At 63.1% G+C, this 14,528-nt stretch carries 21 protein-coding genes; 14 read left to right on the top strand and 7 right to left on the bottom strand.

All coding sequences use genetic code 11. From position 1 onward, the window contains the following. Positions 1–76 precede the first annotated feature (76 nt). From LIW51_RS13095 to LIW51_RS13115, 5 genes are all read left to right on the top strand, one after another. Positions 77–1,318 (top strand): NAD(P)/FAD-dependent oxidoreductase, encoded by a 1,242-nt coding sequence (locus tag LIW51_RS13095; protein ID WP_227374558.1) that lies wholly within the window; start codon positions 77–79, stop codon positions 1,316–1,318. A 223-nt stretch (positions 1,319–1,541) separates the two neighbouring features. Further along, positions 1,542–1,826, top strand: coding sequence for a hypothetical protein (locus LIW51_RS13100; RefSeq protein WP_227374559.1), 285 nt, complete (start codon positions 1,542–1,544; stop codon positions 1,824–1,826). A gap of 115 nt (positions 1,827–1,941) precedes the next feature. Beyond that, positions 1,942–2,151: a DUF7979 domain-containing protein gene (locus LIW51_RS13105; protein WP_227374560.1), complete on the top strand. Its 210-nt coding sequence runs from the start codon at positions 1,942–1,944 to the stop codon at positions 2,149–2,151. Between the two features lie 73 nt (positions 2,152–2,224). Next, positions 2,225–2,482: a DUF7979 domain-containing protein gene (locus LIW51_RS13110; RefSeq protein ID WP_227374561.1), complete on the top strand. Its 258-nt coding sequence runs from the start codon at positions 2,225–2,227 to the stop codon at positions 2,480–2,482. 57 nt (positions 2,483–2,539) lie between these two features. Further along, on the top strand, positions 2,540–2,953 hold the full coding sequence (locus LIW51_RS13115; protein ID WP_227374562.1) for a DUF7124 domain-containing protein: 414 nt from the start codon (positions 2,540–2,542) through the stop codon (positions 2,951–2,953). Positions 2,954–2,963: 10 nt separating this feature from the next. On the opposite strand, the gene LIW51_RS13120 is transcribed toward LIW51_RS13115, so the two are convergent. Beyond that, a complete protein-coding gene (locus LIW51_RS13120) occupies positions 2,964–3,209 on the bottom strand; it encodes a hypothetical protein (RefSeq protein WP_227374563.1) in 246 nt (81 codons plus the stop codon). A 172-nt stretch (positions 3,210–3,381) separates the two neighbouring features. Here LIW51_RS13120 and LIW51_RS13125 point away from each other — a divergent pair, with 172 nt between their 5' ends. From LIW51_RS13125 to LIW51_RS13135, 3 genes are all read left to right on the top strand, one after another. Next, positions 3,382–3,915 (top strand): DUF5815 family protein, encoded by a 534-nt coding sequence (locus tag LIW51_RS13125; RefSeq protein ID WP_227374564.1) that lies wholly within the window; start codon positions 3,382–3,384, stop codon positions 3,913–3,915. A 74-nt stretch (positions 3,916–3,989) separates the two neighbouring features. Continuing rightward, positions 3,990–4,217, top strand: a complete 228-nt coding sequence (locus tag LIW51_RS13130) for a hypothetical protein (RefSeq protein WP_227374565.1) — start codon at positions 3,990–3,992, stop codon at positions 4,215–4,217. A 61-nt stretch (positions 4,218–4,278) separates the two neighbouring features. Next, positions 4,279–5,166 carry a Vms1/Ankzf1 family peptidyl-tRNA hydrolase gene (locus tag LIW51_RS13135; protein ID WP_227374566.1) on the top strand — a complete coding sequence of 296 codons (888 nt, stop codon included), beginning with the start codon at positions 4,279–4,281 and terminating at the stop codon, positions 5,164–5,166. A 26-nt stretch (positions 5,167–5,192) separates the two neighbouring features. Here the strand turns inward: LIW51_RS13135 and LIW51_RS13140 are convergent, their stop codons facing one another. Then, complete coding sequence (locus LIW51_RS13140) at positions 5,193–5,402, bottom strand: hypothetical protein (RefSeq protein ID WP_227374567.1); 210 nt, start codon at positions 5,400–5,402, stop codon at positions 5,193–5,195. Between the two features lie 45 nt (positions 5,403–5,447). Continuing rightward, positions 5,448–6,326: a homoserine kinase gene (locus tag LIW51_RS13145; protein WP_227374568.1), complete on the bottom strand. Its 879-nt coding sequence runs from the start codon at positions 6,324–6,326 to the stop codon at positions 5,448–5,450. A gap of 178 nt (positions 6,327–6,504) precedes the next feature. Here LIW51_RS13145 and LIW51_RS13150 point away from each other — a divergent pair, with 178 nt between their 5' ends. From LIW51_RS13150 to LIW51_RS13160, 3 genes are all read left to right on the top strand, one after another. Next, entirely contained in the window at positions 6,505–7,005 is a 501-nt protein-coding gene (locus LIW51_RS13150; RefSeq protein WP_227374569.1) for a CBS domain-containing protein, read from the top strand. Positions 7,006–7,246: 241 nt separating this feature from the next. After that, positions 7,247–7,993 carry a M23 family metallopeptidase gene (locus tag LIW51_RS13155; RefSeq protein WP_303659911.1) on the top strand — a complete coding sequence of 249 codons (747 nt, stop codon included), beginning with the start codon at positions 7,247–7,249 and terminating at the stop codon, positions 7,991–7,993. Positions 7,994–8,053: 60 nt separating this feature from the next. Then, positions 8,054–8,983 carry a DMT family transporter gene (locus LIW51_RS13160; RefSeq protein WP_227374570.1) on the top strand — a complete coding sequence of 310 codons (930 nt, stop codon included), beginning with the start codon at positions 8,054–8,056 and terminating at the stop codon, positions 8,981–8,983. Positions 8,984–8,992: 9 nt separating this feature from the next. Here LIW51_RS13160 and purQ read toward each other — a convergent pair whose 3' ends face one another. Both purQ and purS read right to left on the bottom strand, forming a co-directional pair. Further along, positions 8,993–9,667 carry a phosphoribosylformylglycinamidine synthase I gene (gene purQ, locus LIW51_RS13165; RefSeq protein WP_227374571.1) on the bottom strand — a complete coding sequence of 225 codons (675 nt, stop codon included), beginning with the start codon at positions 9,665–9,667 and terminating at the stop codon, positions 8,993–8,995. Continuing rightward, positions 9,664–9,915: a phosphoribosylformylglycinamidine synthase subunit PurS gene (purS, locus tag LIW51_RS13170; RefSeq protein WP_227376808.1), complete on the bottom strand. Its 252-nt coding sequence runs from the start codon at positions 9,913–9,915 to the stop codon at positions 9,664–9,666. The genes purQ and purS overlap by 4 nt, the downstream gene beginning before the upstream one ends. A gap of 306 nt (positions 9,916–10,221) precedes the next feature. Between purS and LIW51_RS13175 the strand changes: the two genes are divergently transcribed. Further along, positions 10,222–11,169 carry a formyltetrahydrofolate deformylase gene (locus tag LIW51_RS13175; RefSeq protein ID WP_227374572.1) on the top strand — a complete coding sequence of 316 codons (948 nt, stop codon included), beginning with the start codon at positions 10,222–10,224 and terminating at the stop codon, positions 11,167–11,169. A gap of 41 nt (positions 11,170–11,210) precedes the next feature. Here LIW51_RS13175 and LIW51_RS13180 read toward each other — a convergent pair whose 3' ends face one another. After that, positions 11,211–12,167, bottom strand: coding sequence for a diacylglycerol/lipid kinase family protein (locus LIW51_RS13180; RefSeq protein ID WP_227374573.1), 957 nt, complete (start codon positions 12,165–12,167; stop codon positions 11,211–11,213). Between the two features lie 54 nt (positions 12,168–12,221). Here LIW51_RS13180 and LIW51_RS13185 point away from each other — a divergent pair, with 54 nt between their 5' ends. Continuing rightward, positions 12,222–12,926, top strand: coding sequence for a PHP-associated domain-containing protein (locus LIW51_RS13185; RefSeq protein WP_227374574.1), 705 nt, complete (start codon positions 12,222–12,224; stop codon positions 12,924–12,926). On the opposite strand, the gene LIW51_RS13190 is transcribed toward LIW51_RS13185, so the two are convergent. Further along, complete coding sequence (locus LIW51_RS13190) at positions 12,923–13,336, bottom strand: Lrp/AsnC family transcriptional regulator (protein WP_227374575.1); 414 nt, start codon at positions 13,334–13,336, stop codon at positions 12,923–12,925. The genes LIW51_RS13185 and LIW51_RS13190 overlap by 4 nt on opposite strands. Positions 13,337–13,438: 102 nt before the next feature. On the opposite strand from LIW51_RS13190, the gene carA reads away from it, so the two are divergent. Continuing rightward, on the top strand, positions 13,439–14,503 hold the full coding sequence (gene carA / locus LIW51_RS13195) for a glutamine-hydrolyzing carbamoyl-phosphate synthase small subunit (RefSeq protein WP_227374576.1): 1,065 nt from the start codon (positions 13,439–13,441) through the stop codon (positions 14,501–14,503). Positions 14,504–14,528: the final 25 nt, after the last annotated feature.

A 14,528-nucleotide genomic window follows, 5' to 3' on the forward strand; every position in this document is an offset into this window, starting at 1 on the left:
ACGCGACGTCCATCGTCCGTCGACACCGATTTCGAGATAGCAATCCACTTTAACCCCGACGAAGAAGTTCCACTACATGAGCGAGTCGTACGTGATTATCGGTGACGGTATCGCGGGTAGTTCCGCCGCGGAGACCATCCGCGAAGCGAAACCCGACGCCGACGTAACCGTCATCACCGACGAGGGTGAAGCCCTCTACAACCGGATTCTCATCAAAGAGTTCGCCAAAGGGAAACTCCCCGAAGCGCCGATTTCGATACACGAGGAAGACTGGTACGCGGAGCGCGATATCGACCTCGAACTGAACACGTTCGTCACGGACATCGACCCCGACGCGCACGAAGTTCACACCCACGACAGCGGGACGTTCGAGTACGATAAACTGCTCGTCGCAACCGGCGGCACGCCGACCCAACTTCCCGTGGACAACAGCGACGCGGACGGCATCCACCACTTCTGGACGTTCCAAGACGCCCGTCGCATCGCCGAACACGCGGAGCAGGCGGAGACCGGCGTCGTCGTCGGTGCCGGACTCCTCGGTATCGACCTCGCCGCCATCTGCGGCGAACAGGACGTCGACGCCCACTACATCATGCGGGGCAACCGCTGGTGGCGCTACGGGCTGAGTTTGGAGGGCGCGGAGATCATCCACAACGCACTCGAAGAGAAGGGCGTCACCCCCATCCTCGAAAGCGGCGTTAACGGATTCGTGACCGACGACGAGGGTAGCGTCGTCGCCACGCTGGACGCAGACGACAACGAGTACGACAGCGAATTCGTCGGCATCGCCATCGGTCTCAACTTCAACACCGAGTATCTCCAAGGGACGGGCGTCAAGACGGACAACGGCGTCGTCGTCGACCAGTACATGCAGACCGATGTGGACGACATCTACGCCGCCGGCGACATCACGCGCTTCTACGACGTGATCCTCGGCGAGTACACGCAGAACGGGTCGTGGGGGAGTGCGAAACAGCAGGGCGTCATCGCGGCGAAGAACATGGTCGACGACGACCAAGCCGAGGAGTTCCGGTGGGTTACCTCCTACTCCATCACCCACTTCGACTTCCCATTCCTCAGCTTCGGCTTCCCGACGCTCGGCGACGACGACTGCGAGCGCAAGTACAGCGATACCGAGTGGCGGCGACTGGCGTTCAAGGACGGCAAACTCATCGGCGGCGTGCTTATCGGCGACATTGCTCCGCAGGGCAAATACAAAGACCTCATCCGGAAGGAAGTCGATGTCGCAGACCAGAAGGATATCCTGCTCGAAAAGGAGTTCGACCCCGACAAACTGGCGCTCCCGCAGGAACAGTAGCGTCGAAACGCGGACTTCGGATCGGTTTTCGGAGATGGGAGTCGTCGTTGATGCAGACGGGTGTTTATATCAGATTTGGCAGTAGAGTACGAGTAGTGACGAGAGCGACGAGAACGACGAGAGGTATCATCTCTGCGTGGATAGGATTCTTTTCCGCTTCTGCCATCATTTGGTACGTTGATTCCTTCCCGAATCCGGTCTATCGATTATTACCATCCCCGTGATGGTTCTCACATCGTATCTTCTCCTCACTGCGGTGGAGACCGTACTGCTCGAAAACGAGTATGAACTGCCGAAACTGAGGAAAGCCATCTCCGTGATGGGGGGCGCGTTCGCCGTGTACGCGATAGCGAGTTTCGTCGTCGGTCGTCTCGTCGGTTTCGCCCTCTCCGCGAACGCCGTTAGCCCGCAGGCGGCGATCTACTCGTTCTGGATGGCGGTTCCGATACTGAGTATCGCCATCTACGATGGATTCTTTCGGGCGGAACCGCTCCTTTCGAGGCGGTAACCACCGAAGCCTCGTATTCCTCTCGATTCCGGTCGGTAGAAATATTTGTAACGACGGCAAGTTTTAAGCGATACCACGTCATTTGCTATCATAGATCATTACGGTCTGTGGTAGCGTGAACCCGAAGATAACGGTCGAACTGACTGAGACGATTCCGGACGACGCGAGCGTCCGGCATTACGACGAACTCGAACACGGCGCAAAGCAACGCTTTCCGAACGTCGTCGAACACGGCGAACAAAATATTGACGTAAAGACGGCCCTCCAGTTCCGCGACGGCGAGTTCGTAAAGTACACCGACTACTATCGGGTTCTCCTCGCGTAGCCGACCTCCTTGCCTTCCGACGATTTCCGCCGGAAGCTTTAAGGTGAACTACGACAATTGGTAACATATATCAATGGCTTCGAACACAACAAGTAGCGTGGGGTCTCCCCCGACCAGAGAGACGAGCGCCCTCGTCGTCCGCCGTACCGACACCGTCTCGCCCGAGACGCGAGTGCGTCACTTCGACGAACTCTCCGACGAACTCCAGCAAGCGGTCGCGGAGTACGACGGAGGGAAAACCGTCGTTCCGATGACTCCCCGATTGGCCAACGAGGTCACGACGGACACGACCGTCGTGTTCACCGACTACTACCGCGTCACGGTCGTCTGACCGCGACGGGAGCGGAACACCGAAGCCGTTTTCTCCGGCAGGACTGGATGTAGGGACATGAACGGAAGCGGAGAGATGACGCTGGCGTTCGAGCTGTCGGCGCTCAAGACGCTGTCGAGTCCCGGGACAGTATTCGAGGACGCCCGACGCTGGACACAGTACGTCGGCGTCATCTCCGACCAGCCGACCTACGTGGTGACGAACTTCACCCGAAAGAACCGCATTCGACAGGACTTCTTCTCCGGGCCGAAAGGGAAAGCCGAGAGTTTGGACAGCGTGAAAGCCCAGTTCGACACCGACCGCCACGTCTTCGTCGGTACGACCGACGAAGACCGCGAACTCGCCGAAGCGCACGACTGGGAGTTCCTGCACGTCGAGGACGCGGCGGAGGCGGCAGAGTGGGCGCTCGCCTCGGAGGACGCGGACGACGAGCGAACGGTCGAAGAGGACGTGCGCGACGACTGGCCCTGAGCACGTCGCGCTATTCGGAACGATCCCGTCGTAAGCGACGGCGTCCGCGCTCCGTTATCTCGTAGCAACACCAGTTCGAATTCCGGACGAGTCCTCGCTCCGCGAGGAGATGACATCGGTTCACCGTCACGCAACCGGACAGCGAGAGCCGTCGTTCGATGTCGAGGCGAACTTGCATCCCCTCGGCGTCGAGCAGGCGGAGGATTCGTTCGTCTATCGGGCGCAGTCGGTCGGGAACCCCGCTGGCCTGTGCCATACTCGTCCGTATCCTCACGGCCCACCAAGTAGCTCACTAAGAACGATACGTACCGAGGGCACGCCCTCGGGAGAGCTATGTACGCTACCTCTCCGATTCGAATACGTGTTCGATGGAACGAGCGCGGACCGCAATCACGCCGTTTAAACTCGTAAAGGACGAAACGACAACCATGGCAGAACCGCGCGTACCGGGAGGGAGGGGTGCGACGCTCGACCTACCCTGTGGCGAGTCGGTGAAAACGCGCACCTTCGACATGGGGATGCGCGAGTACGACTGTGACTGCGGCGACTCCCACGCGGTCGTGATGGACGTTCACCCGCCCTCTCGATTCGTCCCGGAGTTCCTCGTGGACGTGCTCCGCGAAACCATCGACACGACGGACGACCACGGCGAGTTCGGAACGATGCACCTCATGGGCGTCGTGTTGGAGGAATTCCCGGAGGACGTGGTGAGCGAAGACGTCGCCGAAGACCCCGACTTGGGGTACGCGATGGTGTGGGTCACTGATTTCGACTCGCGGCGACTCCACGAGGTGGTCGTCGAACTCATCGTCGAACTGATGGAACACGCCGTCAGCCACGCCGCCGACGACGACGCAATGAGCCAGTTCGAGGCGGACATGCTGAACTTCGACGTGTCGACGTTCGTCGAGCAGTACCGGCGGGAGCGCGATTTCACCGGGCCGCACGACCGCCCGGCGTGACGGTTCCGCGGGACGGCACGGCGTCTGACGCTCGTCTGACTGAGTTTTAAGTGTTAATATATTTTCTATCACATATGTACGTTAGGGGGAGAGAGTTCGACCGCATCCGTGCGGTCGTCGCGGAGGCCGAAACGGACGAACCCCTCACGGCACGCGAGATACTCAGGTTGCTGGACGAGCACGGAGAGGGCTTCGAGAGCGCGCACGAAGTTGCGACCGTGCTCGGTCGGCAGGCCCAGCACGGCGACGTGACCGTGGTTCGTTCCTCGCCGTACCGATACACGCTCGGCGAAGGTGCGTGAGCCTTCACTCGATTTTTGAACACACCAAATTTCAAGAGTCCCGAACACGCCCTTCGAGTCGATGCTGGACGAGTTGCTCGGGCGCGCGGAGTTGAAAGACCGGATCGAAACGCTCGAAGAAGAGAAGCGCCACCTCGAACGACGGGTCGAAGCGGAACAGGAGCGCCGCGCGGAGGCCGCCACCGCAAGACAGGCGGCCGAAGAGCGGGTCAACCGACTCGAAGACCGCATCACGGAGCTCGAAGACCGGGTCGAGCGACTGCAAGGCGACGACGCGACCCTCGACTTCCGCGGCGTCGAGACGCTCCGCGGGGAGCGCCTCGACCGCGTCTGCGACCGACTGACGAACTTCGAGACAGAGCCGGAAGGTGCGATGACCGCGATGGTGGACGGCGACCTCCCCGACGAGGTACGAACCGCGTTCGGTGACCACGCGCCGCTCGTCGTGCGCGCCGCCCCGTGTCTAGTCGCCACCGACGACGCAGGGCTCGTCAGCGCCGCCCTCGTCCTGCCGAATCCGCCGAAACCGTTCGTCAGGTGGGACGATGGCTTCGATTTCGCTCCCGAGTGGTTCCGTCCCGAGGGGCGGTTCGCGCTCGCGCTCGTTCGCTCCGACCTGTTCGCCATCGGCGAGTACGAGGGGAGCGAACGGCGATCATTCTCGGGATTCGAGAGCGACGTGAAAGGCGACCACTCGAAAGGCGGCTTCTCGCAGGGTCGATTCGAGCGCAGGCGGGACGCCCAGATAGACGAACACGTAGAACGCTGTCGGGACGAGATAGAAGGACGCGACGCGGAACGACTGTACGTCGTCGGCCAGCGGACGCTCCTCTCCGACTTTCGGGGGGTCGCCGACCGGACGAAACCGGTGGACGCCACGGGCAACCCTGAGGCAGCGCTGGACGACGCGTTCTACGAGTTCTGGGCGACGCGCCTGTACCGGATCTAAAATCCGCGAGATCGAGCGTCGAGACACTACTCGTCCAGTTCCGCGTAGAACGATAAGCGTCCGCACTCGGGACACATGCGGGCCTGAACTTCCCTCTTTTCGCTCATCCCGAGCGACCCGAGGAGTCCCTCTCGGCGCTCGCTCGTCTTCACGTGCGGACTCCACGCGTCGTTCATGCCGAATTTGACCGTTTCGAGCGTGACGCCACAGTCCGAACAGCGTTTCGGGTCAGCCATGCGTCCTGATTCGGAACGTAGAAGCGTGATAGTTGTGCATCTCTCTCACCGTACCACCGTCGCCCCGCCGCCAATAGCGGTCTGGTAGGCTCGCGCGTCCACGCCTTCGTCGAGAAAAGCGTCGAGCATCGCGCTCGCGACCGACCCTCGCGTCGCGTCGTGGCAGATGGCGAGGATGCTCGGCCCGGCCCCGCTCACGGCGACGCCGGTCGCACCCGCGTCGAGGGCGGCCCGACGGACGGAGTCGAAGCCGTCGATGAGCGCCGCCCGCGAACTCGTGGCCGAACTATCCCGAAGACCCCGACCGACGAGTTCGGGGTCGTTGCGGAACATCCCCGCCGTGAGCGTCGCGGCGTCGCCGACGGTTTCGACGAGTTCCCCGATATCGACGGAGTGTGGGACGACCTGCCGCGCGTCGCGGGTCGAGATGACGAGTTCTGGCAGGCAGGCGACGACCGGAATCGCGGCGTCCACCTGCGTGATGTCGTCTTCCGTGACGACGGTGAACCCCCCGAGGATGGCCGGCGCGACGTTGTCCGCGTGGGCCTCGCCCGAGACGGCGGCCTCGCCCTCGGCGGCGACCCGGACGAGTTCGCGGGGCGTGAGTCCGCAGTCGTGGAGTTCGTTCAGCGCGACCGCGGCGGCGGCGGCGCTGGCGGCGGACGACCCGAGTCCGGAGGACGGGCGGACGCCTTTGTCGATGCGGATGTGAGCGGGCGCGTCGAGCGCCTCGGCGACGACGCCCGCGGTGTTCTTCGCCGGGTCTTCCGGAACGTACTGGCGTCCGACCCCCGTGACCTCTATCGTCGTCTCGGACGCGCGTTCGACCCGCACGACGTCTTCGGGATGCTCCAGCGCCAATCCGAACACGTCGAACCCGCTCCCGAGGTTGGCGCTCGTGGCGGGCGCCCGCACTGTGACCATGGGAAAGGTATCGAAAGCACGGGCAAAAACCTTCGCTTCGACCGGGAAACGCGTCGAGGGAAAGAGCGGTCGTACGATGGTTCGTGTCTCTGAACCGCGACGAGCCGGGGGTTGCGAGGGTTGCGAGTTCGCAACTCTCGCAACAAGGCTTACACTGTACCCCTCCCTCCTCTCACGTATGACAATTACGGCCCGCGATCTGATGACGACCGACGTGGAGACCGTCTCGCCGGACGACGAAATCGGCGAAGTGCTGACCCGCCTCGCGCGCGAAAAGTTCAACGGATACCCCGTCGTCGAGAACGGACGACTCGTCGGTATCGTCACCCAACACGACCTCGTCCACATATTCCAGCCGAGCGACAGGACGCTGTGGATTCCGGTCGGGTTCCCGCCGTTCCTCGAAAGCCTCGAATACGCCATCGACCTCTCGTGGGACGAACTCGACGCCGGTATCGACCTCGCTAAGAGCGCGAGAAAACCGGTGAGCGAGATCATGACCGAGGACGTGGTGACGGTCGGGCCGAACGACGACCTCGACCGAATCCTCGACCTGCTGGCCGACGCCGAAAACGACATCAACCGTCTCCCGGTGCTCGAAGGCGGCGCGCTCGTCGGTATCATCGCGCGACAGGACGTTCTTCGAGCGGTTCGTGACGAGCGACGCTCGCGGAGATAACGTCGAAGCAACGTCGAGCGATCGTTCTCGAAAGCAGTGATTGCGGGATGCCAGCCCGATTTCACCCATGAACCACCGTTTTTCGACGGAGGTTCGTCCCTCCCAACCCTCTCGATAAATATAATTTATCCGATAATTATAACATCCGTAAATCTATCTCTCTAATCGTATTTTCTCCCACACATGTAAAAAAATAGCGTCGATAATTAATCCTAGTATGATAGGGTACGATATCGATTCGGTGCGTTCACACGAAACGCTCGGACGACGAACGTTCATGACCGTCGCAGCGAGCGCCGCAGCCGGTGTCAGTGCCTTCTCCGGAACCGCGAGCACGGCCAGAGTCAACACCTACAGCTCCGTCTACACGACGAGCGACCTCAGCGTCCGAACCGGCCCGGGAACCGGCTACTCGCGAAAAGCAGTCGCGGATCAATACACGGGCGGCTACGTCGTGGGCGGGCCGCAGAACGCCGACGGCTACACGTGGTGGAAAGTTCGGTACAACGAGGACGACACCAGCGGCGCGGTCGTCGGCTGGTCTGCGGACGACTGGCTCGTTCACGCCGACTTCTCGTACCCCGCGACGGGCACCGTCACCGCGACCTTCTACGACAGTCGGAGCTTCGGCTATCACAGTGCGGTCGATATCGCCAACGACAGGGGAACCAATATCCTCGCAACCCGTGGCGGCACCGTGAACACCGTCGGCTGGGACGGTGACGGGTACAGAAACTATATCATCATCGACCACGGAAGCGGCCTTCAGACGCTGTACGGTCACCTGTACGACGTGTTCCTCTCGGAAGGCGAGAGCGTCTACTGGGATCAACACATCGGCGACATGGGTAGTACGGGCAACTCGACCGGGTCGCATGTTCACTACGAAATTCGGAGTGGTGGCTCCCGGCAGTACGTCCCACCGAACGAGAACTCGGGAGGGAATTACTACTACGCTCGCTCTGGCGTTCCGAAGGAGTATCTCTGAATCCGGCATTCGAGGGGGGATTTCGAAAGGTACTCCCTTGCCCGACGTGGATTTCACACAGTGACGGGCTCTCGAAACGCACTTCTGTTCGTTCTACTCGCCGCGGCGTGGGGTTCCGCGTTCATGGCCATCAAGGCCGGTCTCCAGTACTTCCCACCCGTGTTGTTCGCGGCCATCCGGTACGACGTGGCGGGCGTGCTGATGCTTGTCTACGCGGTCTACGTCACCGACCGCTGGCGACCGCGAACCGGCGGCGAGTGGCAACTCGTCCTCGTCGGAAGCGCATTGATGATCGCCGGCTACCACGCCTTTCTCTTCGTCGGCGAGAAGGAAACGACGAGCGCCGTCGCTGCCATCATCGTGAGTTTCAGCCCGGTTCTCACCACCGGATTCGCGCGCGTTCTACTCCCCAGCGAACGCCTCGAACCCGCCGGAATCGCGGGGCTACTTCTCGGACTCGTGGGCGTCGCGGTGTTGAGCCAACCCGACCCGAACAACCTGTTTGCCGCGGACTTCGTCGGGAAACTGCTCGTGCTTGCCGCCGCGCTCTCGTTCGCCCTTGGGAGCGTGCTCACCCGACGAATCGACGCCGAACTCCCCATCGAGACGATGGAGGCGTGGTCGATGCTGCTCGGCGCGCTCATGATGCACATCATCAGTATCGCCCGCCCTAGCGAATCGTTCGCCGCCATCCAATGGACGCCCGAAGCACTCGCGGCGCTCGCCTACCTCTCACTCGTCGCCAGCGCGCTCGGTTTCCTCGTCTACTTCGACCTGTTGGAGCGACTGGGTCCGATAGAGATCAACCTCGTCTCCTACGTCGCCCCCATCTTCGCCGCGATCTCCGGCTGGTACTTCCTCGAAGAACCCGTGACGCCGCTCACCGTCGGCGGTTTCCTCGTCATCTTCGTGGGGTTCTGTCTGCTGAAGCGACGCGCCATCTCGCACGAACTCCCTCGACTCCGCGCCGTCTTCTCGTCCGGTCGGTGAAAAAAGGATTCAGGCGAACCCGCACAGAACGCCGTCGCCATCGGTGCCGCCGACGTCCGGTAGGGTCGCGCGCTCGGGGTGGGGCATCATGACCGCGACGGTGTCCGACTCGCCGAGGATGCCGGCGACGTTTCCTTTCGACCCATTCGGGTTCGCGTCCTCGGTGACGTTCCCCGCCGCGTCGCAGTAGCGGAACAGGACGCGCTCCGCGGAGTCGAGTTCGTCGTAGTCCCCGTCCGATATCTCGAATCGACCTTCGCCGTGGGCGATGGGAACCTCGATGACCTCGCCCTTGTCGTAGGCGGCGGTCCACGGCGTGTCGGCATTCTCGACGCGCAGATGGACGCCTTCGCATTGGAACCGCGCGCTCCGGTTGGTCGTGAACGCGCCGGGAATCAGGCCCGATTCGCAGCCGATCTGCGCGCCGTTGCAGACGCCGAGGACTGGAATGCCGGACTCGGCGGCCTCGCGCACCTCGTCCACGACCGGGGAGTTGGCGGCGATGGCCCCCGCTCGGAGGTAGTCGCCGTAAGAGAATCCGCCGGGGAGCATCACACCCGTGGCGTCCGCCGGCAGGCCGTCTTCGTGCCAGACGAGTTCGGCGTCGATGCCCAGGTGCGAGAGGGCGCGCTCCGCGTCGCGGTCGCAGTTGCTCCCGCCGAACTGAACGATAGCGACCGTCATCGTTCCTCGATAGCCACCGTGTAATCGTGAATCGTCGGATTGGCGAGCAGGCGCTCCGCCATCTCTCCGGCGCGGTCTTCGGCGTTCGCCGGAGAGTCGGCGTCGAGGTCGATCTCGAACTCGTCCGCCGAACGGAGCGATTCCAGTTCGAAGCCGAGTCGTTCCAGCGCCCGTCGCGTCGTCTCGGCTTCGGGGTCGAGGACGCCCTGCTTCAGCCGAACCGTCACCGTCGCGGTGTAGGCAGTCATCACCTGTTCCTGCGCGTCCGTGCTCAAAAGCTCTTTTGGAATGATGGCGTTATACACGTTCGTGTGGTCCTGGCGGCGCGTCTCCGCCGCATCTCACTACCGTCACGTCGCGTCACGTCACAGGGTCGGCGGGACAGGCTCGGCGTGAGAACGGTAAAAGCGACGTATGCGACACCGGATTTCGTTTAGGCACCGCTTGAACGCCGCAGGCAGCGATGGAAGAATTGCGCCGGAGCAAACGCTTTTGTTCTTCCGGGTCGCACGCAGATTTCCGATGCTGGTTCCCCGAACGCGACAGGTGAGACGATGAATCCACACGAACTGACCGAGATAACCGTCGTCGGCGACGACGACACCGGACTCGTCGCTCGCGTCACGACCCTCCTCTTCGAACGCGACGTCAACATCGAGGACGTCGACCAAGCGGTTCGAGACAGAATCTTCCGGATGACGATGCACGTCGACACGAGCGAGATGGCGGTGAGCGAACACCGCCTTCGGCGCGACCTCACCGCCCTCGGCGACGACCTCGACCTCGACGTGCAAGTCCGGTTTCCGGCGGAGCGCGACACCCGACAGCTGGCCGTCCTCGTCACGAAGGAGTCGCACTGTCTCCGCCAGCTCCTCGACGCGCGCGGCGACCTCGGAGCCGAGATCGGCGTCGTCATCGGCAACCACGACGACCTCCGACCGGTCGCGGAGCGCCACGGCATCCCCTTCCACGACGTGGGCGACGAGAAAGGCGTCCACGACGAAGACCGCCTGCTCGAACTGCTGGACGACTACGACGTCGACCTCGTCGTCCTCGCTCGATTCATGCGCATCCTCAGTCCGAAGGTCGTCTTCCGCTACGAGGGGCGCATCGTCAACGTCCATCCGAGCCTCCTTCCGGCGTTTCCCGGTGCGAAAGCCTACCGACAGGCGAAGGAGGCGGGCGTCCGCGTCGCGGGCGTCACCGCCCACTATGTGACGACCGACCTCGACCAAGGGCCGATCCTCACCCAACGCGTCTTCAACGTCCCCGACGACGCGAGCGTCGAGGAGTTGCGCGAGCGCGGCCAACCACTCGAAGCGAGCGCGCTGCTCGAAGCCGTCCGCCTGCACTTGAATGACAACGTGGCGATTCGCCGCGGTCGAACCAAACTCCGCGAGCACGGCGAGAACTATCGCCTCGGGATGCCGCCCGAACTCGACGAGGTGACGCCCGACGACCCCACCGACGAATCGCTCGCGGTCGGCGAATCCGACGATTAGGGTGTCAACGCTCACGAAGCAGGCATCCCCGCCCGGTTCGTCTACTCGTCGGGACGTGGTTCATACTCCGGCCCGGCGCAGAGTTCCAGCGCGCGCGGTATCACGCCGAGGCTCAGCTCCATCCACTCGCCCATCTCGCCGTCGAGGCTGAACTGCATGGGGTCGTCGCGCTCGACGTCGATGTCGAGCGTCGGGGTCTGCAGTCGCGTCACGTGTTCGGTCTCTTGACCGAACAACCGCTGGACTGCGGCCTCGCCGACGAGGTTCGTGGTAGGCATCTGTTCGATGATGGTCACGTCGAGCAGGCCGTCCTCCATGTTCGCCTGCGTGCGACCGTTCACCGGAAACTGACGCCCATTACCGACGAGCACGAACACGGCCTCGCCGGACCACGACACCTCGCCTTCTGTCGAGGCTTTTACGGAGAGCGGAACGCCCTCGAAATCCGTCATCAGGCGGAGCGTGTTCACGACGTAGGCGAGCATGCCGAGGCGCTTTTTCTGCTCGGAGTCGGTTTCGCCGCTCGCGTCCGCGGTCAACCCGCCGACGCAGGAGTTGACGAACACTCGCCCGTCCGTCGTACCGAGGTCGATCCGCCTGCGCTCGCCGTTTTCGAGCACCTCGAATGCCTGTTCGACGCTCGTCACGCCGACGTTTCCGGCGAAGTTGTTCCCCGTCCCAGTCGGAATCACGCCGAACGTCACGGCGTCCAGTGCGTCCGCCGCGACGAGACCCCGGACGACCTCGTTTATCGTCCCGTCGCCGCCCGCCGCGGCCACCATCGACACGTCGCTCTCGGCGGCGTGCCGAGCGAGGTCGATGACGTGACCCTCCTCGCGCGATTCGAGCACCGTAAAATCGTGTTCGATGGCGAGATTCCGAACCTGCTCACGGTGACTCCCGTCCCCGCTGGTCGGGTTCATGACGACGACGCGGTCGTACTCGATGTCGTCGCTCGCCGCGAGGTCGCCGGCGATACCGGCCTCGTCGGCATCCATAGGGTGTTTTCCCGGCGGAAAAACCAAAGTTCTGTCGGCCTCGTATCTACGGACGTGTTCACACTGGATCTGCACACGCACACGCGATTCTTCCACGGCCACGAACGCGCCGCGGAAGTGTATGACCCGGTCGGCGTCCGCCTCCTCGGGCTGGGCGCTCGCTATCGGGAACTGGACGGAATCGCGCTGACGAACCACGACTACTATCGGTCGCTCTCCGCCGGTACGGTTCGAACGATTCCGGGCATCGAGATCTCCACGACGAAGGGCCACGTCCTCGTCGTCGGCCCGAACCCGCCGACCCGAACCGAACCGGCGACGCTCACGCCTGAGGAGACGGTTAAACTCGCGCACGACCGCGGCTGTGCGGCCATCATCGCCCACCCCTACCGCAACAGCACGGTGCGCGAAGTGGACGCGAACTTCGACGCCATCGAGGTGAACGGCAAGCACCCCCGAACCGAGTCGTGGGTGCAGGCGCTCGCGGAGCGACACGACCTGCCGATGGTCGGAGGGAGCGACGCCCACTACCCGGTCGAAGTCGGTCGCGCGTTCACGCGAGTGGACGCGAACGTGCTCACGCCCGAGAGCGTCGTCGCCGCGATTCGGGAGGGACGGGTCGAACCGCGGGTTCGGCGCGGGACGTTCGACCAGAGCGTCCGCCGACTCTACCGGCGCATCCACGAGGGAAAGGAGCAACTGCACCGTCCGGAAGAAGAGTCGCCGGGCGTCGGGGAACCGCCGCAACCCGAGGATTAGCCGAGTCGTTCGTCCAAAATCAGTCGAGTCTTCGTGCTCACGACTTCCTCTAACTCCCGCGCACGAGTGATGAGTTGATTGACGCCCTGCGTGTCGGCGGCGTCCACGACGAGGACGATGTCGTCTTCGCCGCTGACCTGCCAGACGAAGTCGACCTGTTCCCACTCCGCGAGCGTGTCCGACATCCGCGTCGTATCGACGGCCACGTCCACGCCGATCTCTATCATCGCCTTGACGTTCCCCGTGTGGGTCGCCACCGTGAACCGTTCGATGACCCCATCCTCGGTCATCCGTTCGACCCGGTTTCGAACCGTCCCTTCGGACGTGCCGACTCTGTCCGCGATCTCCGTGTACGGTGTGCGGGCGTCTCGTCGCAGGAGATTCAGTATCTGTCGGTCGAGTGCGTCCATGGAGATATGCACCTACAGTCGCCCGCTACTTGACGATTGCGAATTTCGTAACAATGCTACGAAAGCAAGGTTTATAGTGCCGGGTTCCATATGAATCTCGTAATGCCGGGTGCCTACGTCGCGCTGGAGGGTGGCCATGTGGTCGAAGCACGTGGTCGCGCTCCGGGAACGTCATGCGGGGAACTGGTCTTTACGACAGCGTACACCGGATACGAAGAGAGCCTCACCGACCCGTCCTACGAGGAACAGGTGCTCACCTTCTCGTATCCGCTCATCGGAAACTACGGCGTCAGGGAAGAGCGATTCGAGAGCGACCGAGTCCACCCGCGCGCCGTCGTCGCGCGCGAACTGACCGACGACGTCGCCGAGTGGCTCGAATCGGAAGGCGTTCCCGCGGTCGACCACCTCGACACGCGCGACCTCGTCGGCGGGATTCGAGAGGAGGGCGCGATGAAGTGCGGTATCGCGGTCGGCGACGACGTGACGCCGGAAGACGCACTCGCCGAACTGGAACGCTGTCCGGGCATGAGCGACCACCGCGACATCGGCGCGCAGGTCACCGTCCGCGAGCGAGAGATCCACCTCGGCGAAGATGACGGGCCGACCGTCGCGCTCGTCGACTGCGGCGCGAAAGGGAGCATCATCGACTCGCTGGTCGAGCGCGGGGCGGAGGTTCACGTCCTTCCCTACGACGCGACGCCCAACGACGTAGACCGCGTCGACCCCGACGTGCTCTTCGTTTCAAACGGACCGGGCGACCCTGCGAACTTCGAAGCGGCCCAGCGACTCGTCGAAACCTACGCCGGAGAACTCCCGCTCGCGGGCATCTGTCTCGGCCAGCAGATCGTCGCCCGCGCACTCGGCGGCACGACCGAAAAAATGGACTTCGGTCACCGCGGCGTCAACCAACCGGTTCGTGACCTCGAATCGGGCAAGGTCGTCATGACCACCCAAAATCACGGCTACACCGTCGCCGAACCCGGCGACCTTGAAGTCACGCAGGTCAACGTCAACGACGATACGCCGGAAGGACTCGAAAGCGACGAACTGAACGTCATCACCCGCCAGTACCACCCCGAAGCCAACCCCGGCCCGCACGACACCCTCGGCTTCTTCGACGACGTGCTTTCGATGGCACCCCGAAAGCGACTCGTCGCGGCCGACTGACGTCGCGCTCGATTCCGGCCACCAG

Origin of the sequence: Haladaptatus halobius, assembly GCF_020618475.1 — an archaeon.
Lineage (GTDB): Archaea > Halobacteriota > Halobacteria > Halobacteriales > Haladaptataceae > Haladaptatus > Haladaptatus halobius.